This is a genomic window from Tabrizicola sp. TH137 (assembly GCF_002855575.1).
GTDB lineage: Bacteria > Pseudomonadota > Alphaproteobacteria > Rhodobacterales > Rhodobacteraceae > Paragemmobacter.
Genome location: NZ_PKRQ01000008.1, coordinates 22,134 through 44,055, shown reverse-complemented (window position 1 = coordinate 44,055; position 21,922 = coordinate 22,134). Strand labels below are relative to the sequence as shown.

At 68.8% G+C, this 21,922-nt stretch carries 22 protein-coding genes; 14 read left to right on the top strand and 8 right to left on the bottom strand.

Translation table 11 applies throughout. The annotated features are described in order from the left end of the window. Window positions 1-11: 11 nt before the first annotated feature. The 7 genes from C0V75_RS19875 to C0V75_RS19845 are packed head-to-tail and all read left to right on the top strand — an operon-like array spanning window position 12 to window position 7,234. Complete coding sequence (locus tag C0V75_RS19875) at window positions 12-1,115, top strand: polyamine ABC transporter substrate-binding protein (RefSeq protein ID WP_101922818.1); 1,104 nt, start codon at window positions 12-14, stop codon at window positions 1,113-1,115. 2 nt (window positions 1,116-1,117) lie between these two features. Continuing rightward, the gene (locus C0V75_RS19870) at window positions 1,118-2,233 is read left to right on the top strand and encodes an ABC transporter ATP-binding protein (protein ID WP_101922733.1); all 1,116 of its coding nucleotides are present in this window, start codon (window positions 1,118-1,120) and stop codon (window positions 2,231-2,233) included. A 4-nt stretch (window positions 2,234-2,237) separates the two neighbouring features. Then, window positions 2,238-3,152 carry an ABC transporter permease gene (locus C0V75_RS19865; protein WP_101922732.1) on the top strand — a complete coding sequence of 305 codons (915 nt, stop codon included), beginning with the start codon at window positions 2,238-2,240 and terminating at the stop codon, window positions 3,150-3,152. Further along, window positions 3,149-3,988, top strand: coding sequence for an ABC transporter permease subunit (locus tag C0V75_RS19860; protein ID WP_101922731.1), 840 nt, complete (start codon window positions 3,149-3,151; stop codon window positions 3,986-3,988). Before C0V75_RS19865 ends, C0V75_RS19860 begins: the two co-directional genes overlap by 4 nt. Next, window positions 3,981-4,832, top strand: a complete 852-nt coding sequence (locus C0V75_RS19855; protein ID WP_101922730.1) for a dimethylsulfonioproprionate lyase family protein — start codon at window positions 3,981-3,983, stop codon at window positions 4,830-4,832. Before C0V75_RS19860 ends, C0V75_RS19855 begins: the two co-directional genes overlap by 8 nt. Then, window positions 4,825-6,432, top strand: a complete 1,608-nt coding sequence (locus C0V75_RS19850; protein WP_101922729.1) for an amidohydrolase — start codon at window positions 4,825-4,827, stop codon at window positions 6,430-6,432. Before C0V75_RS19855 ends, C0V75_RS19850 begins: the two co-directional genes overlap by 8 nt. Window positions 6,433-6,457: 25 nt before the next feature. Further along, window positions 6,458-7,234 (top strand): methyltransferase domain-containing protein, encoded by a 777-nt coding sequence (locus C0V75_RS19845; protein WP_101922728.1) that lies wholly within the window; start codon window positions 6,458-6,460, stop codon window positions 7,232-7,234. Between the two features lie 2 nt (window positions 7,235-7,236). Here C0V75_RS19845 and ilvD read toward each other — a convergent pair whose 3' ends face one another. The 4 genes from ilvD to C0V75_RS19825 are packed head-to-tail and all read right to left on the bottom strand — an operon-like array spanning window position 7,237 to window position 13,783. Beyond that, window positions 7,237-8,967: a dihydroxy-acid dehydratase gene (ilvD, locus tag C0V75_RS19840; RefSeq protein ID WP_101922727.1), complete on the bottom strand. Its 1,731-nt coding sequence runs from the start codon at window positions 8,965-8,967 to the stop codon at window positions 7,237-7,239. A gap of 22 nt (window positions 8,968-8,989) precedes the next feature. Continuing rightward, window positions 8,990-9,826, bottom strand: coding sequence for a DUF6671 family protein (locus C0V75_RS19835; RefSeq protein WP_101922726.1), 837 nt, complete (start codon window positions 9,824-9,826; stop codon window positions 8,990-8,992). Continuing rightward, window positions 9,823-12,201 (bottom strand): YbcC family protein, encoded by a 2,379-nt coding sequence (locus C0V75_RS19830; protein ID WP_101922725.1) that lies wholly within the window; start codon window positions 12,199-12,201, stop codon window positions 9,823-9,825. The genes C0V75_RS19835 and C0V75_RS19830 overlap by 4 nt, the downstream gene beginning before the upstream one ends. Before the next feature lie 19 nt (window positions 12,202-12,220). Beyond that, window positions 12,221-13,783, bottom strand: coding sequence for a proton-conducting transporter membrane subunit (locus C0V75_RS19825; RefSeq protein ID WP_101922724.1), 1,563 nt, complete (start codon window positions 13,781-13,783; stop codon window positions 12,221-12,223). A gap of 100 nt (window positions 13,784-13,883) precedes the next feature. On the opposite strand from C0V75_RS19825, the gene C0V75_RS19820 reads away from it, so the two are divergent. The 5 genes from C0V75_RS19820 to C0V75_RS19800 all read left to right on the top strand — a co-directional run bounded on the left by C0V75_RS19820 (window position 13,884) and on the right by C0V75_RS19800 (window position 18,249). Further along, window positions 13,884-14,756 carry a LysR family transcriptional regulator gene (locus C0V75_RS19820; RefSeq protein WP_101922723.1) on the top strand — a complete coding sequence of 291 codons (873 nt, stop codon included), beginning with the start codon at window positions 13,884-13,886 and terminating at the stop codon, window positions 14,754-14,756. A gap of 97 nt (window positions 14,757-14,853) precedes the next feature. Then, complete coding sequence (locus tag C0V75_RS19815; RefSeq protein WP_101922722.1) at window positions 14,854-15,291, top strand: hypothetical protein; 438 nt, start codon at window positions 14,854-14,856, stop codon at window positions 15,289-15,291. A gap of 43 nt (window positions 15,292-15,334) precedes the next feature. Next, window positions 15,335-15,703 (top strand): YciI family protein, encoded by a 369-nt coding sequence (locus tag C0V75_RS19810; protein WP_101922721.1) that lies wholly within the window; start codon window positions 15,335-15,337, stop codon window positions 15,701-15,703. Further along, window positions 15,700-16,920, top strand: coding sequence for an RNA polymerase sigma factor (locus C0V75_RS19805; protein ID WP_101922720.1), 1,221 nt, complete (start codon window positions 15,700-15,702; stop codon window positions 16,918-16,920). Before C0V75_RS19810 ends, C0V75_RS19805 begins: the two co-directional genes overlap by 4 nt. 36 nt (window positions 16,921-16,956) lie before the next feature. Beyond that, entirely contained in the window at window positions 16,957-18,249 is a 1,293-nt protein-coding gene (locus tag C0V75_RS19800; protein WP_101922719.1) for an enolase C-terminal domain-like protein, read from the top strand. Here C0V75_RS19800 and C0V75_RS19795 read toward each other — a convergent pair. After that, window positions 18,246-18,872: a hypothetical protein gene (locus C0V75_RS19795; protein ID WP_143710466.1), complete on the bottom strand. Its 627-nt coding sequence runs from the start codon at window positions 18,870-18,872 to the stop codon at window positions 18,246-18,248. The genes C0V75_RS19800 and C0V75_RS19795 overlap by 4 nt on opposite strands. On the opposite strand from C0V75_RS19795, the gene C0V75_RS19790 reads away from it, so the two are divergent. Beyond that, the gene (locus C0V75_RS19790; protein ID WP_101922717.1) at window positions 18,862-19,401 is read left to right on the top strand and encodes a prepilin peptidase; all 540 of its coding nucleotides are present in this window, start codon (window positions 18,862-18,864) and stop codon (window positions 19,399-19,401) included. The two genes, C0V75_RS19795 and C0V75_RS19790, sit on opposite strands and share 11 nt — an antisense overlap. 22 nt (window positions 19,402-19,423) lie before the next feature. Beyond that, window positions 19,424-19,843 carry a type II secretion system major pseudopilin GspG gene (gene gspG / locus C0V75_RS19785; protein WP_158241897.1) on the top strand — a complete coding sequence of 140 codons (420 nt, stop codon included), beginning with the start codon at window positions 19,424-19,426 and terminating at the stop codon, window positions 19,841-19,843. Here gspG and C0V75_RS24005 read toward each other — a convergent pair. From C0V75_RS24005 to C0V75_RS19770, 3 genes are read right to left on the bottom strand one after another with little or no spacing between them, the layout of a single operon-like run. Next, window positions 19,801-20,364 carry a type II secretion system protein J gene (locus tag C0V75_RS24005; RefSeq protein ID WP_101922715.1) on the bottom strand — a complete coding sequence of 188 codons (564 nt, stop codon included), beginning with the start codon at window positions 20,362-20,364 and terminating at the stop codon, window positions 19,801-19,803. The genes gspG and C0V75_RS24005 overlap by 43 nt on opposite strands. Then, window positions 20,361-20,726 carry a type II secretion system protein gene (locus C0V75_RS19775; RefSeq protein ID WP_101922714.1) on the bottom strand — a complete coding sequence of 122 codons (366 nt, stop codon included), beginning with the start codon at window positions 20,724-20,726 and terminating at the stop codon, window positions 20,361-20,363. Before C0V75_RS19775 ends, C0V75_RS24005 begins: the two co-directional genes overlap by 4 nt. Further along, window positions 20,710-21,915: a type II secretion system F family protein gene (locus C0V75_RS19770; RefSeq protein WP_101922713.1), complete on the bottom strand. Its 1,206-nt coding sequence runs from the start codon at window positions 21,913-21,915 to the stop codon at window positions 20,710-20,712. Before C0V75_RS19770 ends, C0V75_RS19775 begins: the two co-directional genes overlap by 17 nt. Window positions 21,916-21,922 lie beyond the last annotated feature (7 nt).

Here is a 21,922-nt window from a genome sequence, read left to right as displayed (position 1 = left end):
GGGAGAATGCCATGAAACTCACCCGCCGCAGCACCCTTCTCGGGATGGGTGCAACGCTCTCGGCCCCCTTTGTTCGCCCCTCCTGGGCGCAGGCCGGGGTCGTGAATGTCTACAACTGGTCCGACTATATCGGCGAAACCACTCTGGCCGATTTCACCGCCGAAACCGGCATCGAAGTGGTCTATGACCTCTATTCCAGCGCCGAGGAAATGCAGGCAAAGCTTCTGGCCGGCTCCACCGGCTATGACGTGGTGCTGCATTCCGGGCAGGGCCTGCCCCGGTCCATCCAGGCGGGTGTCCTGCAAAAGATCGACAAGTCGAAACTCACCGGCTGGGGCAATCTCGACCCGGAAATCCTCCGCATCGGCGAAACCTACGATCCGGGCTACGAATACTGCGTTCCCTACATGTGGGGGTCGGTCGGCATGACCTATAACCTCGACATGGTGAAGGAACGCCTTCCCAATGCCGATCTCCATTCGCTCGACACGATCCTGAACCCCGAAAACGCGGCGGCGCTGGCCGATTGCGGTATCTCGCTGCTCGACAGCCCGAACGATATCGGCTTCATGATCCTCAGCCATCTGGGGATCGACCCCAACACCGCCGGCCCCGAAGAATGGGCCAAACTGGTCGAGGCGGTGCGACCGGTCCGCGACTACATCGCGACCTTCGACAATTCGAACTATCTCAGTGGCATCCCGAATGGCGAGCTTTGCGCCATCAACACATGGTCGGGCGATTATGGCGTGGCCAAGGCCCGCGGGGCCGAAGTGGGGATCGAACTCAATCTGGGCTATTTCATCCCCAAGACCGGCGCGCCCGCATGGTTCGATGTCTGGGCGGTGCCGTCGGATTCGGCCAATGTCGAAAACGCGCATCTCTTCATGGATTACCTGCTGCGCCCCGAAGTGATCGCCGCTTGCACCAACTTCACCGGCTATGGCAGCGCGAACAAGGCGGCGCTGCCCTTCGTCGATCCGGCCATCGCCGCCGATCCCGCCGTCTATCCCGATAGCGAGGCGCTGGCGCGCATGTACACGCCCCTGCCGCAGACCGAACAGCAGGAAACGGATCTGAACCGCGCCTGGACCGAAATCAAGACGGGTGGCTGATCATGCCCGCCGACGCGCCCGGCGCGGGCGAACCCTTCCTTCGGATCGAAGGAGTATCCAAGGTCTTCGGTACCTTTCAGGCGGTGAAGAACGTCTCCCTCACCGTCCAGAAGGGCGAGATTTTCTCGCTTCTCGGCGGCTCCGGCTGTGGCAAGACCACCCTCCTGCGGATGCTGGCCGGGTTCGAAGAACCCACGGCAGGCCGCATCTTCCTTGACGGGCGCGACATGGCGGGGGTTCCCCCCTGGTCGCGCCCCGTCCACATGATGTTCCAAAGCTATGCCCTCTTTCCCCACATGACGGTGGAGAAGAACGTCGCCTACGGGCTCAAGCACGAAGACATGTCGGCCAAGGATCGCGCCGACCGCGTGCGCGAGATGCTGGAACTGGTGCAACTCACCCCCTTCGCTACCCGCAAGCCGCATCAGATTTCCGGCGGCCAAAGGCAGCGCGTGGCGCTGGCCCGCGCGCTGGCACGGCAGCCGAAGCTTCTGCTCCTCGATGAACCCCTCGCCGCGCTGGACAAGAAACTGCGCGAACACACGCAATTCGAACTCATGTCGATCCAGCAACGTACGGGCGTCACCTTCATCGTCGTGACCCATGACCAGGAAGAGGCGATGACCCTCTCCGACCGCATCGCCGTGATGGACAAGGGCGAGGTGCGCCAGATCGGCAGCCCGACAGAGATCTACGAATTCCCCAACAGCCGCTTCGTTGCGGGCTTCATCGGGTCGATCAATACCTTCGAGGCCAGGGTGGCGGCCCGCGACGCAGGCCAGTTGCGCCTGACCCTGCCCGCCTTGGGGGCCGAGGTGACGGCGCGCGACGTGCCCCACGTCACGCCGGGGCAATCCGTCACGCTGGCCATCCGCCCCGAAAAGATCCGCATCAGCCGCGACACGCCCGAAGGCCCGAACGCCCTGCGCGGATCGGTCAAGGATCTCGCCTACTTCGGCAAGGACAGCCTCTATCGCATCACCCTTCCCTCCGGTGCCCTCGTTCAGGCCCATGCGGTGAACGCCCGCCGCGGTGATGAAGGCGCAAGGGTGGCGGACTGGGACGATGCCGTCTGGCTCTCCTTCGATCCCGCCGCGGCCATCGTTCTGGCGGAGTAGCGGCATGACCGACAGCCCCCGCACGAAATACATGGATCGCCGGGGCTGGTCGGACATCATCATCGGCGCGCCCTATGTCTGGCTGGTGATCTTCTTCCTGCTGCCCTTCCTCATCGTCGTGGCGATGAGCGTGGCCACCAAGACGGCGACAGCCCCCCCCTTCTCCTTCGGGGGGGAACACCCGCTGATCAACCTTCAGGCCTATCAGCGCATCTTCACCGATGACCTCTACCTGCGGGCCTTCCTCACCTCGCTCGCCAATGCCGCCGTGGCGATGATCCTTTGCCTGCTTCTGGGCTATCCCATGGCGCTGGCGCTGACGCGCGTGTCGCGGGGCTGGCGCAACATCCTGCTGATGCTGGTGATCCTGCCCTTCTGGACCTCCTTCCTTCTGCGCGTCTATGCTTGGATGGGGCTGATGGGCCGCAACAGCTGGTTCAACGGAATGCTCACCGACGCGTGGAACTTCCTCGTCCCGGTCGATTGGGCGGTGCGCTCCATCCCGATGATGAACACGAATTTCGCGGTCATCCTCGTGATGGTCTATACCTACCTGCCCTTCATGATCCTGCCGCTTTACGCCAGCCTCGAAAGGCTGGACCCCACGCTGGACGAGGCGGCGATGGACCTTGGGTCCAGACCCTCGCAGGTCTTCCGCGATGTGACCCTGCCGCAATCCGTTCCCGGCATCGTGGCTGGCGGGATGCTGGTCTTCATCCCGGCGGCGGGCGAACTGGTGATCCCCACCCTTGTCGGCAACGCCGCCGATCCGATGATCGGGCGCGTCATCTCGGACGAATTCGCCACCGCGCGGGATTGGCCCATGGCTTCGGCCGTCGCGGTCGCGCTCTTGGTGCTCATGGTGATCCCGACAATGATCTACACCCATTTCCAGGGCAGGGCGGAGGGGTCGAAATGAAGCGCAGCCCCGTCTTCCTGATCACCGTCCTCTGCTTCGGCTTTGCCTTTCTCTACATCCCGATCCTGTCGATGATCGTCTACAGCTTCAACGCCTCGCGCCTTGCCACGGTCTGGGGCGGCTTTTCGACGAAATGGTATGTCTCGCTTTTGTCGAACAAGCAGGTGATGGATGCGCTGATCCTGTCCCTCAAGATCGCCCTCGTCTCGGCCACCTTCGCCACGATCCTCGGCACCATGGCGGGCATCGCGCTGGCGCGGTTCCGCAAGTTCAAGGGCCGCGTGATGTTCTCCGGCCTCGTCACCGCGCCACTCATCATGCCCGAGGTCATCACCGGCATTTCCAGCCTGATCTTCTTCATCCTGATGGCGGAATGGATCGGCTGGCCCGGCCAGCGCGGCTTCACCACCATCACGCTGGCGCATATCACCTTTTCGATGGTCTTCGTCACCACCATCGTGCAGGCCCGCATGGTGCAGGCCGACCGCGCGATCGAAGAGGCGGCGATGGACCTCGGCTCGCGCCCCTGGCAGGTGCTCTTCGACGTCACCCTTCCGGTCATCAGCCCGGCGATCCTGTCCGGCTGGCTCTTGGCCTTCACCATCTCGCTCGACGATGTCGTCATCACCACCTTTACCACCGGGCCGGGGGCCACGACCCTTCCGCTCTTGATCTGGTCCAAGGTCAAGCTGGGCGTCACCCCCGACATCAACGCGCTGGCCACGCTGATGGTGGTGACTGTGGGTCTTGGCGTCATCCTCGCAGGCATCATCCTGAACCGGGCCGAGGCGCGGCGTCTGGCCGATGAACGGATGGCCTATCGCAGCAATGACTGACGCCCGCGCCCTGCTGCATGCGCCCTTGGGCGTGCCCGGATCGGGGCGCGTCCGCTATGGCGCGGCGATGGCGCTCTATCGCGAGGGACAGATCACCGAGGCACAGTTGGAGGTCTATCGCGAAGCCTCCGCCCATGACGGCCGCGACCCTGCACCCATCCTTGCCGAACGTGGCCTGCCGCCCGTGCCGGGGGCAGCGGCAGCCAGCCCCCTCCGCACCCTCTACCACGCCGCGCGCGATTACCTGCTCACGCTGCACCATCCCGGCGCGGCGGATGTCCGCGCGGGCCTGCCCGCCGATCCGGGGCCCGAAACCGCCGTCACAGCCCAGCCCAATCCGGTCGCCACCACATGGCTTGACCCGGCACTCCACGCCCTCGCGCCCACCCATCCCCTGCTGGCACAGGCCATCCGCGCCGCCGCGCCGCATCTGCACTGGGTCACCTATGACGCCTATCCCCGCGCCCTGATCGGCGACGCCTTCGCCACAGGCCATGCCTTCGCCTCGATCCGGGGCGAGGATGCCCCCTTCACCGCCACCGATTTCGACCTCGGCCTCTTCCTCATCGCCCCGAGGACGCTCTACCGCGATCACCGCCACGCCGCGCCCGAACTCTACGCCCCGCTCACCGGCCCGCATGACTGGCGCTTCGGCCCGGGGCAAAGCCTGCAGGCGAAACCCGCCCATGACCCGGTCTGGAACCCGCCCCACCGCCCGCATCTGACGCGGACCGGCCCCACCCCGTTCCTCGCCTTCTTCGTCTGGACGCAGGACGTGAACCAGACCGCCGAAGTCATCCCCGCCGACGATTGGCCGGAACTGGAGTCCGCCGCCCATGCCTGACCTCGTGATCCACAACGCCCGCATCCGCACGATGGATGCCGCCCGCCCCAGCGCCGATTGGATCCTGATCCGCGACGGCCGCATCATCGCCCTCGGCCAAGGCACCCCGCCCGAGGCACCCGACAGGATGGATGCCAAAGGCCGCCTGATCCTGCCCGCCTTTCAGGACCCCCATATCCACCTCCTCTCCGGCGGCACCGATCTCGCCACCTCGGCCATGCTCTATGACGCGACGACAGAGGACAACCTTCTCGCCACGCTGAAGGCCCATGCGGACACCCATCCCGACCTGCCCCTCGTGCTGGGCAGCGGCTGGCAACCGGGGATCTTCGGCGATCACAACCTGACGGCCGCACTGCTTGACCGCGTGCTGCCCGACAGGCCCGCGCTGATCTATGACAGTTCCTTCCACAACGCCTGCCTCAACAGCCGCGCGCTGAACATGGCCGGCATCACCGATGACACGCCTGATCCGCCCAATGGCCATATCGTCCGCGATGCGCAGGGCCGCGCGACGGGCATGCTGCATGAAGAGGTCATCGCCTGGGCCCTCAAGCGCCTGCCCCACCTCACCGATGCCCATCTGCGCCAGGGCCTGACCGCTGCCATGGCCCATGCCAACCGCCACGGCATCACCGGCGTCCTCGATCCCTGCGTGACCGAAAAGGAAAACCGCATCTACGCCGCCGCGCTGGCCGAAGGTGACCTGACGCTCCGCATCTGCGGCGCGGCGCTGGTGACCGAGGCGGACACGCCCGAAACCGCCACCGCCCGCCTGACCGCCCTGCGCGCCGCCCATCCGGGGCCGGAGTACCACATCCATTCCGCCAAGTTCTTCATGGATGGGGTGTTCGAAAACCGCACCGCCGCCTGCCTCGCCCCCTATGCCGATGGCCCCGGCGGCAACGCCCCCTGCATGTTCGGCGCGGCGGAAACGGATGCCCTCTTCACCGCGCTGGATGCCGCCCGTTTCGCGATCCATGTCCATGTCATCGGCGATGCCGCCACCCGCCGCGCGCTGGACGGCCTCGCCGCTGCCCGCGCCGCCAACGGGCCCTGGCCCGCGCAGCATCAACTCACCCACCTGCAACTCGTTGACCCCGACGATGCCGCCCGCCTTCCTGGCCTCGCCACCGCCAATATCCAGCCGCTCTGGGCACGGCTGGAACCGCCGTTTTCCGACCCTTCGCTGGCCATGATCGGCAAGTCCCGCTGGCGCGACACCTATGCCTTCCGCACCCTCCTCGATCACGGGGCCGACTGGTGCCTCTCCTCCGACTGGCCGGTCAGCACGCTGAACCCGTTCGAGATCATCGAAACCGCCCTCACCCGGCAGAAGCGGCGGGGGGATGCACCGGAAGCGCCGTTCTTCCCCGAACAGGCCCTCACCATCGAAGAAGCCGTCCTCGGCTACACCGCCCATGCCGCCCGCGCCTGCTGGCGCGACGGGTTCACCGGCATCCTGCGCCCCGGCTTCTCCGCCGATCTGATCCTGCTGGACCGCGACATCTTCACCTGCCCGGCGGATGAGGTTTCCGACACCACCGTCCTCCTCACCCTCTTCAAGGGCCGCCCCGTCTGGCAGGCCCCCACCCTCTGACCCACCCCCTGACCGGAGCCGAAAGATGAGCGAGCATGACCACTACCCGCCCCGCCTGATCGCGATGCTCGAGGCGATCTGGGGACAGGGCTTCCTCTCCCCCGGTGGCCCGGAAGAGGTGGCGCGCGTCATCGGATCGCATGACCTGACCGGCAAATCCGTGCTGGATATCGGCTGCGGCGCGGGCGGCATCGACATCGCCCTCGTCCAGACGCATGGCGCGGGTTACGTGACCGGTCTCGATGTCGAAGACCCGGTCCTGACCCATGCGCGCGGGCTGGTCGAAGCGGCGGGACTGACCCCCCGTATCGGCCTTGTAAAGGTCGCCCCCGGCCCCCTGCCCTTTCCGCCGGGAACCTTTGATGTGGTCTTCTCAAAGGACTCCATCATCCACATCCCCGACAAGCACACCCTGATGGCCGAAGTGTTCCGCGTCCTGAAACCGGGCGGGTGGTTCCTTGCCTCCGACTGGCTGATCGGGACGGAAGAGATCAGCCCCCTCATGGCCGATTACATCGCCGCCGAGGGGCTGGATTTCGGCATGGCCACCGCCCCCCGCTATCTCGACGCAATGGCGAAGGCCGGTTTCACCGAGACCGGCGCCACCTCGCGCAACGCATGGTACAGGGAAAAGGCGCGCGAGGAACTCGCGCGCCTGAAGGGGGATGTGGGGGCCGCCGCCGCGCGGATCGTGGGGCAGGATTTCGTGGACCAGAACATCGGCATCTGGTCGCGGATGATCCCGGTGCTGGACAGCGGCGAACACTGCCCCACGCATCTGGCGGCCCGAAAACCGGGCTAGGCTTACAGATCCATGTAGATATGCCGCTCGGCCGCCGCCCCCGGATGGGTGACGGCACCCCAGCGCGCGCCCCCCACCAGCTTGGCGAACTTCCACACCGCGCCCGTGGCATAGATCGTCTGGCGCGGGCCCTTCCATTCGGTCTTGCGCCGGGCCAGTTCCGCCTCATCCACCGCAACCGACAACTCGCCCGTGATCGCATTGATGGTGATCATGTCACCATCCCGGATCAGCGCGATCGGCCCGCCATGCGCGGCCTCAGGCCCCACATGGCCCACGCAAAAGCCCCGCGTCGCGCCCGAGAAACGGCCATCGGTGATCAGCGCCACCTTCTTCCCCATCCCCTGCCCGGAAATCGCGGCCGTAGTGGCCAGCATCTCGCGCATCCCGGGCCCGCCTGCCGGGCCTTCATTGCGGATCACGATCACCTCGCCCGCCTTGTAGGCGCGCTTCCGCACCGCCTCGAAGGCCTCTTCCTCGCATTCGAACACACGGGCGGGGCCGGTGAACACCTGCTCCTCCGGCTTCATCCCCGCCACCTTCACGATGGCCCCGTCGGGCGCAAGATTGCCGCGCAGCCCCACCACGCCGCCCGTCGCCGTGATCGGCGCAGCGATCGGATGGATCACGCGCCCATCCGCCTCGCCCCGGATCTCCTCCAGCTCCTCGCCAAGCGTGCGGCCGCTCGCCGTCATGCAGTCCAGATGCAGAAGCCCGGCCTTCGCCAGTTCCTTCATCACCACCGGCACGCCGCCCGCCTCGTACATGTCCTTGGCAACATAATCCCCGCCGGGGCGCAGGTTCACGAAATAGGGCGTGTCGCGCATGATGTCGGTCACGTCGAACAGATCGAACGCGATCCCCGCCTCATGCGCGATGGCAGGCAGATGCAGCGCGGCATTGGTGCTGCCCCCCGTGCAGGCCACCACCCGCGCCGCATTCTCAAGGCTCTTCCGCGTCACCACATCCCGCGCGCGGATGTTCTTCTCGATCAGCTTCATCACGGCCTCGCCGCTGGCCATCCCATACTGATCCCGGCTTTCATAAGGCGCAGGCGCGCCGGACGAATTCAGCAACGCCAGCCCCAGCGCCTCGGAAACGCAGGCCATCGTATTCGCCGTATATTGCGCGCCGCAGGCCCCGGCACTCGGGCAGGCCACCCGCTCCAGAATGGCAAGTTCCGCATCGCTCAGGCTGCCCGCCTGATGCTTGCCCACCGCCTCGAACACATCCTGCACCGTCACGTCCTGCCCGTTCAGGCGGCCCGGCAGGATCGACCCGCCATAGATGAAGACCGACGGCACATTCAGCCGCACCATCGCCATCATCATCCCCGGCAGGCTCTTGTCGCAGCCCGCAAGCCCCACCAGCGCGTCATAGCAATGCCCGCGCATCGTCAACTCGACCGTATCCGCAATGGCATCGCGCGAGGCGAGCGAGGACCGCATCCCCTCATGCCCCATGGCAATCCCGTCGGTGACGGTGATCGTGGTGAATTCGCGCGGTGTCCCACCCCCCGACTTCACGCCCAGCTTTACCGCCTGCGCCTGCCGGTTCAGCGCGATGTTGCAAGGCGCTGCCTCGTTCCAGCAGGTCGCCACACCGATCCACGGGCGGTGGATTTCCTCCTCCGTCAGGCCCATCGCGTAGAAATAGCTGCGATGGGGGGCGCGGGCCGGTCCTTCCGTCACATGACGGCTGGGCAGGCGGGCCTTGTCGAAACGCTGGGTCATGGTCTGTCCTTCTTCGTTCGGGTCAGGGATTGCACATAGGGCACTGTCCGGGTTCCGCAAAGTCCGGCGCGCCCGGGACGGGCTGCTCCGCTTCGGCACCACAGGCCGTGCAGCCAAGGATTTCGCTGCGGATCAATCCGGTCGGCGTGCCGCAATCGCCGCAGGGCAGCCCTGCCTCCAGCCGCAGCCGCCCCCATCCGGGGGCCGCGCAGGCCGGGCAAGGCCTGGCCAGCCGCGCCGCCAGCCGCTGCGCCAAGGCGCCGATCACCGCCATCCGGCGCGGGTTCACATGCGCCCGCATGTCCGTCATCAGCAGCGCCCGCCCGCTCTCCGAAAGCGCCAGCGCCTCCGCAACCGCCCGCTCCACGGCGCGCGGGTCGCGCAATCCCTTGGCCACCGGCCGCGTCACCCCCTCGCCCGCCACCACAACGGCCACATCCGGAAAGGCGATGCGGAACAGAAACCCCTCCACCTCGGCGACCGAGGTCACCCACGCCTGGTCATGGGCAGGCTGGTCGTCGCGCTGCCATTCCACGATCTCGCGCCCGGTCGCCGCCTCGTGCCACAGGATCAACTCCTGCCCCAGCGCAAGAAACGGCACCACGGGATGCGGCCCATAGGCCCCTTCGCTCGCCATCCCCACCGGCAGCCCGGTCGCCTCCACTGCCGCCTTCGCCTTGGCCCGCGCGGCATCCAGCATCGTCCCGACCCGCGCCACCTCGCCCGAAAAGGTGCCGAACCGGTCGGTGTCCAGCCCAGCAGGCACCTCGACCGCAATCCCCAAGGCCGAAAGCGGCGGTGCAATCACCGCCGCCTTCCCATGCATCGTGCCAAGCGCCACCCGCTTGGGCAGGCTCATGCCGCGCGCCGTTCCACCGCCTCACCCTCCCAGCGCAGGCCGGGGCGATAGCGCGCAGCAACCAGCCCGCCCTCCAGCGCGAAAAGATGCAACCAGCCATTGTCGAACAGCGCCCGCACCCCCGGATGCGCCTCCAGCACCGCCGTCATCGCCTCCACCGGGGCCTCGATCATCACCGACAGGCGCAGCGGATCATGCGCCAGCGCCGCGCCGTCATGCACCGCCTGCAAGGGCAGACCGGGGCGCAGCATTCCGCCATTCCCCTCGACCACACCGATCCCGCCCACGACATTGTGGATCAGCTTGTTGCCGCCACCAAACAGCCCCGGCGCGACGGATGACCCGTAATATTGCAGGCTGATCCAGCTCGCCACCACCACCGGCGCGGTGAGGATCAGTTCCAGCGTGCCGAAACCCTGATCCGCCTGCCAGTCATAGCTGTGCAAAAAGGCCCGGCCCCCCAGATCCCTCCCCGCCGTCACCGCGCGCGGTGCGGCAATGAAGGCGGCACAGCCCGCCAGACCCCATTCCGGGCGCACTTCCGACCAGTTCACCGCCCGCTGCAACAGCCCGTCACCCGTGGCCCCGGGCAGGCGCATCGCCCGTTCCGCACGCGCAAGCCTCCCCGCTGTCTCCAGCCACCCCTTCGCCTGCGCCAGATCGGCCATATGGCTGATCGCCAGCCGCTCGGCATAAAGCGTCACCTTGTCCGTCGTCGTGTCATGCAGCCCGGCAACAAAGATCGTGTCCTCCGGCAGGTCGATCCCCTGCTCCGGCAGGCCCGCCCGTGCCTCGGGATCGTTCAGCAGATCGGCCAGAAGACGTGCCGAAACCTCGCCCGTCTGCCCGCCACAGGCGCCGCAATGATAGGCGCTTTCATGCGGGTTGTTGGTCACCTGCGCACCATGACCCAGCAGCAGGATCAACCGCGCATGGCCCGTCGTCATGCTCATCGCCCGCAGCACCGCCGCCGCCGTCGCGGCCTTCGCCGCCGCATCCAGGGCGGTCTCGAACCGCGGCGCGGGCTCCTGCGGCTTCACACCCGCACCCAGATGCAACGAGTCCTTCACCAGCTTCCAGCCATAGGCCGGCCCCGCCGCCTCGACAAAGGCAAAGGACGAAACCGCCGCCTGCCGGAACCGGCCCCAGGCCCGCGCCGTGCGTGCCGCGATCCGCGCCTGCGCCTCCACCTCCGGCGCGGCATGGGCCGCCGAGTCGATCCTGGCGTTCAGAAGCACCGGCAGATGCGCCGCCACCTCATCCGTGCCATGCGCCTTATGCGCCAGCGGCAGGCCAAAGAACCCGGCAAAGCCGATCGTCTCGATCCCCGCATTCACGCCTTCCAGCGCCCGCCGCATCACCTCCGACCGCACGTCGATGCAAAAGGCCGCCTGCAACGCGGGCCGGCCCTCTGCCATGCGCGGCCCTGTCAGCCGGGCCGCCATCCCGCGCTGCGCCGCGCGCTCTGCCGCCTCTTGCAGGATCGCATCAACCACCATCTCGGGGGTCGGCTGCGGCGGCACCGCATGGGCCGCCGCGACCCCGGCCCAGTCCTCGGCAATCCTCGGCACCATCGCCAGCAGCGCCTCGTCAAAGATCAGCCGGATCGCCAGCAGGTCGATCAGCGTCGCATCCGACTGCCCCGCCAGTTCCGCCTGCCACAGCAGCCAGCGCGCATGCTGCGCCCAGCCGCCCAGATCGACCAGCAGCCGATGGAAGGTCGTTTCCGCCGCGGCCTCGGCCAGCCCCAACCGCTCCGCCGCCCGCAGGATGGCGCGCTCCGCCGTATCCGGCGCCGCCTCCACATGGGCGCAGAACCCGGCCAGCCCGGCAATCTCCGGCGTCAGGTCATGCGTCGCCCAGGCCCGCCAGGCGGCAAAGGCCCCCTGCCCCGGCGCGGGCGACCACAGCGCCTGCCCCCGGTCGAACCGCCCCGCCGCCCAGAGCCCGATGCAGCGCGCGATCACGGCGGGCCAGTCCACCCCCGTCGCCTTCGCCGCCAGTTCCGCCACAGTAGGCAGCGCCTCGGGCGCAGGCGCAGGCTGCGCCGCCCGTGCCTTCAGCAGCGCCAGATCGACCGGCTTCAGCGCCGAAGGACAGGCGATCAGCGCCGCCGCCAGATCATCCTCGTCGATCCGCCCGTCGCGGACCATCGCCGCAAACTCCTCCCGCGGCCGCATCAGCCGCACGCCCGCCACGCGGGCCATCCGCGCCTGCGCCGTGGCCAGATCCTCGCCCGTCTGGCCAAGGAAGGGGTTCACCGCCACCGTGGCCGACAGGGGAAAGGCCGGGGGGATCGCCCGCGCCGCCGCCTCTGCCGCCGTCAGAAGGCCCGTGATCCGGGCCGGTGCGATCTGTGCATGTTTCAGAAACATCGCCATCAACTCCTGTGCGTCAGAGGGATTTGGAAACCCGGAACCCGCCGATCAGCCGGTCCAGCACCGCATTCAGATAAAGCCCGTTGGCCAGATGCACCCGCAGCCCCGCCGCCGCCGGATGATGCGCCCAGAGCGGGAACAGCGCCTGCGCCACCGCCACGATGCCGAAGGACAGCACGGCCAGCACGATCAGTGCCCATTCCAGCGCGCCCGCCTCGGGTGCCGCGGGCAGATGCGGCCCCCAGACCGCCCCGGCCAGCACATGGAAGCCGAAATAGGCCACCGCCGCCGCCAGCGAAGCCGCCCCCGTCCGCAGCGTCAGGGCGCGCGGCGCGGCATCGGCCAGCCCCTGCGCCACCAGATAGGCCACCCCGAAAATCAGGATCGCACCAAGGGCCAGCGCCTGCTCCGACTTCGGCCCGACGAACAGCCCGAAGACCGCCGCCACCACCGCGTAAAGGACAAGGGCCAGCGCGAAGGCCCGCAGCACCGCCGCCAGCCCCGGCACCGCCACCGGACCCGGCCGCCGCACCGCCGCCACCGCCTGTACCGCCCCGCCCGACGACAGGAAGGCATGCGCCTTGTACATCGAATGGGCCACGATATGCAGCACCGCCAGCGCCCAGAGGCCCAGCCCGCATTGCAGCAGCATGAACCCCATCTGCGCCACGGTGGACCAGGCCAGCGCCGTCTTCACCGCCGATTGCGTCAACATCACCGCCGCCCCGAACAGCGCCGTGAACCCGCCCAGCATCACCAGCGCGGCCATCGCACCGGGGCTGCCCTGCACCACCTCGGCCAGCCGCACCAGCAGGAAGCCGCCCCCGTTGATGATCCCCGCATGCAGCAGCGCCGAGACCGGGGTCGGCGCCTCCATCACCTCGGTCAGCCAGCCATGCAGCGGGAAGGCCGCCGTCTTCAGCAGCGCCGCCAGCACCAGAAGGGCCACCGCCACCTGCCCCGCGACCGGCAACCCGGCCTGTGCCGCCTCAGTCAGCACGGCGATATCGGCCGTCCCGAAGGCCATCCACAACAGGGCGACCGCCCCGATCAGCGCCAGGTCCCCCGCGCCCCAGACCAGCGCGAATTTCGCCGCCGCCCGCCGCGCCTCGGCCCGCTCCGGGTAGAACAGCAGCAGATGCCGCAGCCCCATGCCCACCGCCGCGAAGGCCAGCACCAGCACCGCAAGGCTGCCCGATTGCACCAGCAACAGCACCGCCGCCAACACCGCCAGCATCAGCCCGTGAAAGGCACCCTCCCGCGCCTCGCCGTCCAGATAGCTGCGCGAATAGCGCACCACCACCCAGCCGACGAAAGACACCAGCAGCGCCATCGTCGCGCTCACCGCGTCCAGACGCAGCGCCACGAGGCCCATCCCCTCGCCGAAACCCGCAACCTGCGGCCCCGCCAGGATCAGTTGCACCACCCCGCCAAGCGCCAGCACCATCCCCAGGGCCGCCGCCCCCTCGGCCAGAACAGGCACGGCCGCAGGTCGGCGTCCGGGCCGCGTCGCGGCAAACAGCGCCACAAGCAGCAGCGGCAGGGGGGCAAGAAAGGTCAGTACCGGCAGGAAGGCCATGGATCGTCTCCTGTAGATATGTGCTGACGTGCAGATAGCCCTTGCCCATTTTCCAGAAAATTACATATTTTCTGCCAAATCGTTCTGTTTTGTGGAAGTCATGGCCCAGATCAACCTCCACCATCTCCGCCTCTTCCGCGCCGTGGCCAGCGACGGCACCCTCACCGGGGCGGCGCGGGGGTTAAACCTGTCGCAATCTGCCCTCTCCACCCAGATCAAGACGCTGGAAGCCACGCTCGGCCATGCCCTGTTCGAACGCCGGGGCCGTGGCCTGACGCTGACCGAGGCGGGGCGCATCGCGCTCGACCATGCCGAGGCGATCTTCCGCACCGCCGATGACCTGACCGCCACGCTGCGCGAAACCGGCCGCGCCCGCCGCCCCCTGCGCGTCGGCGCGCTGGCCACCCTGTCGCGCAACTTCCAGATGCAGTTCCTGCGCCCCCTGATCGGCCGCACGGATGTCGAAGTGGTGCTGCGCTCCGGGTCGCAGACCGAACTCCTGCGCGATCTCGACGCGCTCGCCCTCGACGTGGTGCTGACGAACCTCGCCCCCGCGCGCGAACCGGGCAGCCCCTGGCTTGTCCATCGCATCGCCGAACAGCCCGTCTCGCTGATCGGCACGCCGGGCCGCCTGGCCGGGCCGCCGCGCGATCTGGCCATGCTCCTCTCCGCCGAACCCCTGATCCTGCCCGCCCCCGACACCGCCCTCCGCGCCGCCTTCGATGCCCTGGCCGCGCGCCTCGGCATCGTCCCCACCATCGCGGCCGAGGCAGACGACATGGCCATGCTCCGCCTTCTTGCGCGCGAAGATGCCGGTCTGGCCGTCATCCCCACCATCGTCGTGCAGGACGAACTCGCCAGCGGCATCCTCGTTCAGGTCGCGCGCATCGAAGGGATGCGCGAAACCTTCTACGCCATCACCCGCGAACGCCGCTTCCCCAACCCCACCCTGGCCAGCCTTCTGCGCGGCTGAACCTTTTTTTGGCGATTTGTCGAAATCGCCGATCCTCGCGTGTCATCCGGTCAGACATCGCCATCCCGGCCCTGTCCGAACCCGGAAGGAACACGCCATGACCGCCACTTTCTCCCCCGCTTCCGCCCGCCCACGCTGGGTCACCCTTGCTGCCCTTGGCGGCATCGGCTGGAATATCTTCGGCCTTGCGCAATTCGCCGCGTCCGTCACCGCCACCGAAAGCAGCCTCATCGCCTCCGGCCTTACGCCCGAACAGGCTGCCGTGATGACCGGCTACCCCGGATGGATGACCGCCGTCTTCTTCCTCGGCGTCGCGGGCGGCCTCTTCGGCAGCCTGCTCCTTGCGCTCCGCTCCGGCCTCGCCCGCCCCGTCCTGCTCGCCTCGCTTCTGGCCTATGTCGCGCTCTGGATCGGCGACGCCATCCACGGCGTCTTTGCCGCGATGGGTGCGCCCCAGGTCATCATCCTCACCCTCGTCGTCGCCATCGCGGCAGGCCTTTTCTTTGCCGCCACCCGCCATTCCGCCCGCGCCTGACCGCACAACCCGTGCTACCCTCACCCCGAACCCGGAGACTGATATGCACTACATGCTCATCCTCAACGAAACCGCCGAAGACTTCGCCCGCCGCATGGACCCCGCCACCACCGGCGAATACTGGGGCGGCTGGAACGCCTTCATCGGCGCGATGGCGCAGGCCGGGGTCATCGTCAAAGGCGACGGCCTGCAAGGCCCGCACAGCGCCACCACCATCCGCATCCGCGACGGCAAGCGCATCGTGCAGGACGGCCCCTTCGCCGACACCAAGGAACAGCTTGGCGGCTATTTCGTGATCGACGTCCCCGATCTCGATACCGCGCTCGACTGGGCCGCCCGCGCCCCCTCCGCGCTCTCCGCCTCGGTCGAGGTGCGCCCCGTGCTGCCGCCCATGCCCGCCCCCGGCGCATGACCACCGAAACCGCCCGACGCGCCGCCGAACAGGCGGCGCGCTCCAGCTATGGCCGCCTCGTGGCGATCCTGGCTGCGCAGGACCGCAACATTGCCGCCGCCGAGGATGCGCTTTCCGATGCCCTCCTCGCCGCGCTGGACCACTGGCCGCGCACAGGCATCCCCGCCAATCCCGATGCCTGGCTCCTGACCGCAGCCCGCAACCGCCAGCGCAACGCCGCCCGCGCCCGGACGCTCCGCCAGAACGCCGAACCCGACCTCCTCCTCACCCTCACCCCCTCCGACGACGCGCCCATCCCCGATGAACGCCTCCGCCTCCTCTTCGTCTGCGCCCACCCGGCCATCGACCCCGCCGCCCGCGCGCCCCTGATGCTGCAAACCATCCTCGGTCTCGACGCCGCCCGCATCGCCCGCGCCTTTCTTGTCGAACCCGCCGCCCTCTCGCAACGCCTCGTCCGCGCCAAGGCCCGGATCCGCGATACCGGCCTCCGCTTCGCCCTGCCCGACCCCGCCGACCTCCCAGACCGCCTTGCCGAGGTGCTGGATGCCCTCTACGCCGCCTTCACGCAAGGCTGGGACGGTCTCGACACCCCAGACGCACCCGAGGCCCTGACGGGCGAGGCGATCTGGCTCGCCCGCCTCCTCACCCACTGGCTGCCCGAGGAACCCGAACCCAAGGGTCTGCTCGCCCTGATGCTGTACTGCACCGCCCGCCATGCCGCGCGCCGCGACGCCACCGGGGCCTTCATCCCGCTCGCGGCGCAGGACAGCCGCCTCTGGAACCGCGACCAGATCATTGAGGCTGAAAACCTCCTCACTGCCGCCGCCCGCGCCGCCCGCTTTGGCCGCTATCAATGCGAAGCCGCAATCCAATCCGTCCACATTCAGCGCCCGATCACCGGGAAGCTCAACCTTGCGGCACTCCGCACGCTCTACGACCTGCTCGTCGCCCATACCGACGGGATCGGTGCCAGGATCGGCCGCGCCGTCATCCTTGCCGAAAGCGGCGATCCCACCGCCGGGCTGGCCGCACTCGACGCGCTCGATCCCGCCCGTATCACCACGCATCAACCCTGGTGGGTCGCTCGTCACCGCATCGCACGTCTCTCCGGCGACACCGCCCTTGCCGAAACAGCACTGGTACAGGCGATCTCCCTCACCGAAGACCCCGCCACCCGCGCCTTCCTCACGGCGCAAGGCAACGCTTCCCCCAACTGACATGCTAGCATACACTCCCCGCAAAGGGAGGCCGCCATGACCCGCATCACCGCCATCCGCGCGCTGGATATCCGTTTCCCCACCTCGCGCAGCCTTGATGGCTCCGATGCGATGAACCTCGCCCCCGACTATTCCGCCGCCTATTGCATCCTCGAAACCGATGGCACCCACCAAGGCCACGGCCTGACCTTCACCATCGGGCGCGGCAATGAACTCTGCGTCGCCGCCATCACCGCCCTCGCACCCCTGATCCAGGATATCCCGGTCGAAGACCTGCTCTCCGACATGGGCGCCACCTGGCGCCGCATCACGGGCGACAGCCAGCTCCGCTGGGTCGGCCCCGACAAGGGGGTGATCCACCTCGCCACCGCCGCCCTTGTCAACGCGCTCTGGGATCTGAAGGGCAAGGTGGAAGGCAAACCCGTCTGGCGCCTCCTCACCGACATGACCCCCGCCGAAACGGTCGCCCTCGTCGATTGGCGCTATCTCTCCGATGCGCTCGACCCCGGTCGCGCCCGCGAACGGCTGGAGGAGAACCTCCCCACCCGCGCCGCCCGCATCGCCGAAATGCGCGCCACCGGCTATCCCGCCTATACCACCTCGGCAGGCTGGCTGGGCTATTCCGACGAAAAGATGCGCCGCCTGTGCCAGGACGCCATCGCGCAGGGCTGGAACCATTTCAAGATGAAGGTCGGCGGCAATCTCGATGACGATATCCGCCGCGCCCGCATCATCCGCGAAGAGATCGGTCCCCACCGCCGCCTGATGATGGATGCCAATCAGGTCTGGGGCGTGCGTCAGGCCATCGACCACATGAAACCGCTCGCCGCCTTCGACCCCTGGTTCATCGAGGAACCCACCAGCCCCGACGATATCCTCGGCCATGCCGCCATCGCCCGCGGCGTTGCCCCGATCAAGGTGGCAACTGGCGAACACTGCCAGAATGCCGTGATGTTCAAGCAGTTCCTTCAGGCCGATGCCCTGCAAATCCTGCAACTGGATTCAGCCCGCCTTGGCGGCGTGAATGAAATCGTCGGCGTCTTCCTGATGGCCGATCACTTCGGCGTCCCCGTCTGCCCCCATGCGGGCGGCGTGGGGCTTTGCGAATATGTGCAGCACCTGTCGATCTTCGATTATGTCTGCGTCTCGGCCAGCCTGACCGACCGCGTGCTGGAATATGTCGATCACCTGCACGACCATTTCGAAACGCCCGTGCGGATGAAGGCCGGCCACTACCTCCCGCCCGAGGAACCGGGCTACTCCATCACCATGAAACCGGACAGCATCGCCGCCCATCTCTGGCCCAGCGGGGCCGCCTGGCAGGCCTAATCCACCCGCCGCGCGCTGATCTGCGCCAGATCGCCCCCGGCGATATCCGTCTCCGGCAGCAGCGCGGCCCCCGCGCGCAATTCCGGCGGGGCGAGATCCGCATTGATCTCCCCCGTCCGCGCCCGCTGCGTCACCAGCGGCAGCAGCCGCGCCCGGTCATCCGCCGCCACCCCCATCGCCGCCAGCGTCTGCACGGTGGAAAGATACCTGTCCCCCGGCGTCAGCCCGGCCAGCATCCCGTTCCGCGCCCCGACTGGCAGCCCCGCCAGAGCCAGCACCGACCCCGGCGCCTGATAGAGGTCCACCAGCCCCTCCACATCGCTCACCCGCACTTCCCAGCGCATCCCGTCGCGCGTCACCACCACAGGCGACCCGTCCGCCACAGGCCGCAGCACGCCCGGCGCCGCCCATTCCGCCCGCACCCGGTTGATGACCGACACCTCCGCCAGCGCCACCCGATGCCCCTCGGCCAGCCGCGCCAACGCCGCCTGCGTCGCCCCGGCCCGCGCCCGCAACGTCCCGGCCAGCGCCGCGATCAGCACCACCCCCGCCAGCACGGCCAGCAGAACCACCCCTTGCCGCCCGTTGCGGCGCAGCCGATGATCCCCGCCCATGACCGACACCCGCTTCCTCCTGCCCGCTGCCCTCGCCGCCACCTATCTGGCGACCTTCGGCCTTGCCCTCGCCACCGCCCCGACCGACCGCCTGATCCTCGCCGCCGCCATCGCCGCGCCGCTGATCTGGCTGTCACTGACGGACCTCGCCCGCCACGAAATCCCCGACACCGCCACCGCGATTATCGCCCTCGCCGGGGCGGTTTTCCAGTGGCATCTCCACGGCCTGACCCCGCCCTTCGCCCTGACCCTGGCCAGCGCCGCCGCCCTCACCGCCGCCTTCTGGCTGATGGGCAGTCTCTACCACCGCCGTCGCGGGACCGAGGCGCTCGGCATCGGCGATGCCAAACTCATCGGCGCGGGCACCCTCTGCCTTGGCGTCACCGCCGTCTGGGCCCTGCTCCTCCTCGCCGCGACCGGGGGCATCCTCGCCCTCCTCCTGTCACGTCGGCGCGAAAAGGCCGCAACGGGTATCGCTTTCGGCCCCTTCCTCGCCTATGCATTGTTCATACTCGTTAACTTTCCCATCTCAACCTGACGCAACCCGGACCCGCCCTCCCATGACCCGCCCCCGCAATCCGCAATCCGGCGTCACGCTTCTGGAAGTGATGATCGTCCTCGCCGTGATCGCCCTGATCGTCGGCTTCGGCGCGCCGCGGCTGATGGAAAGCTTCGGTCGCGCCAAGTCGCAGGCGGCCGAGGTGGCGATGGCCAATCTCAAGGGCGCGGTGCAACTCTTCTACATCGACACCGGCCGCTATCCGACCGAAGGCGAAGGTCTGGCCGCCCTCCTTGCCGCCCCCGAAGGCGTGGCGAACTGGAAAGGCCCCTATCTCGACGGCGAAACCGACCTCGCCGATCCCTGGGGACGCCCCTTCACCTATACCGCCCCGGGCGAAACCGGCCCCTTCGGCCTGACGACCCTCGGCCGCGACGGTCAGCCGGGCGGTTCGGGCGAGGATAGCGACATCTCGCTCTGACGCGCCCGCCGCGCCGGGATCACGGTCAAGGGCGGCACCACCCGCCCCCGGTCCAGATAGTCGATCCGCAGCGCATCGGGCAGCCGCCCCATCGCAGCAGGCCAATCCTCGCGCCAGACTCCATCCGCAAGATAGCGGATGCCGGTCAACTCCCCCTCCGCCGACAATTCCGCCACCACCGCGCCCTCGCCCGCCACGGCGCGCAGCGCACCCGCCTCCGCCGTCACCCGCACCGCCTCCACCCGCGCCGCCGTCAGGGGCGGCGTGTCGATCAGCGTCCCGAACTCCATCCCGCGCGCATCACCCGACAGCCGCGCCGCGACCGGCATCTCCTCCAGCCAGCGCCGCAGCACCGCCCGCGCCGCCAACGCATCCACATCCGCCGCCTCGGCCCCCACCCGCTGCAAGGCCCGCCCCGTCAGGCCCAGCGACGAAGACAGGATCACCGCCGCCGCCGCCATCACCCACAGCGCAATCAGCATCTCCAGCAGCGTCACGCCCGCCCGGCCATTCCGCCTCATGGCGCGATCTCCGGCAGCAGCACCGACAACCGCACCTCGCGCGCAGGCCCCCCCGCCCGCCAGGCCACCGCCTCGGCCTCCACCAGCCCCGCACCCGCAGGCGCAACGGTCAGGCTCCAGCGCCACTCCCCCACCGCGCCTTCGGCCAGCCCGGCATCGCGCGTCACCGCATATTCGTCCAGCACCGACCGGGCCAGTTCCGTGGCCCAGGCCGCCTCCGCCCGCTCTGCCACCCGCCCCACGGTAAACCCCACGCCCGACAGCGCCGCCCCCAGCACCAGCGCAAGGATCGCCATGGCGATCATCGCCTCCAGCAGGCTGAACCCAAGCCGCCGCCGCCGCTGGTCAGAAGGCAAGGTCATTGATCGACAGCACCGCCCCCATGATGGAATAGACCAGCGCCCCCACCGCCCCGCCGATCACCAGCGTCAGGATCGGCGTCAGCAGCCGCAGCAGGCGCTGCGTGCTCTGATCCATCTGCCCCTGCACCGACTGCGCCACCGCCTCCAGCACGGGGACCAGCGCATTCGCCTCTTCCCCCACCCGGAACAGCTCGCGCACAAGGGGCGGCAACCGCCCGCCTTCGGCCAGCGCCAGATGCGCCCGCCCACCGCCCTCCAGCGCCGCCACCGCCGCCCGCAGGTCCGGCGCGAAAGGCCCGGCAGGGTCGGCCTCCACCATCCCGCGCAGCGCCTCGGCCAAGGGTCGCCCCGCCTTCAGCATCAGCGCCAGCGACCGCACCAGCGCCAGCAGCGCCGCATCCCGCATCAGTGGCCCGAACAAAGGCAGCCGGAACGCCACCCGCCCCCACCGCGCCCGCTGTGCCATCACCCCCGCCACCAGCGCGGCCAATCCGGCAAGGATCAGCCACCACCAGCCCCGGATCACCGTCCCCAACCCAAGGAAGAAAGCCAGCGATCCGGGCATGTCCCGCCCCTCGCCCTGAAACAGCGGGGCCAGCGCCGGGGCCAGCGTCAGCGCCACGATCAGCATCACCGCCACCGCCGCCGCCACAAGGATCGCAGGGTAAAGCAGCGCCGTCGCCACCTGCCCGCGCAACTGCTCCTGCAACCGCAACAGGCGCGCCAGGTCGGTCAACTGCTCCGGCAGCGCGTCGGACAAAGCCCCCGCCCGCAGCAGCGACAGGAACACGGGGGCCACCTTCGGCCCCGCCTGTGCGAAGGCCTGCGCCAGCGGCATCCCCTCCGCCACCAGCCGCGCCGTCCGCTCCAGCCTTTCCCGCGTCTCCGCCTTGCCCGCCCCCTGCACCAGGATGCGCAGCATCTCCAGCGCCGGCAGACGCACCCGCAGCATCGTCGCCATCTGTTCCGCCAGCGCCGCCTGATCCGCCAGCGGCAACCGGCCATCGCCAAGGCTGATGTCGCGCTTCCACCAGGGCAGCGCCGCCACCGCCGCGCCCTCGCGCAGTTCCACCACCGTCAGACCCAGCGCCGTCAGCGTCTGATAGGCCGCCGCCTCCGATGGGCTGTCCAGCGACCCGGTCTCGACCGTGCCGCGCGCCCCATAGGCCCTGTAGGAATAGGTGGGCATGGCCCGC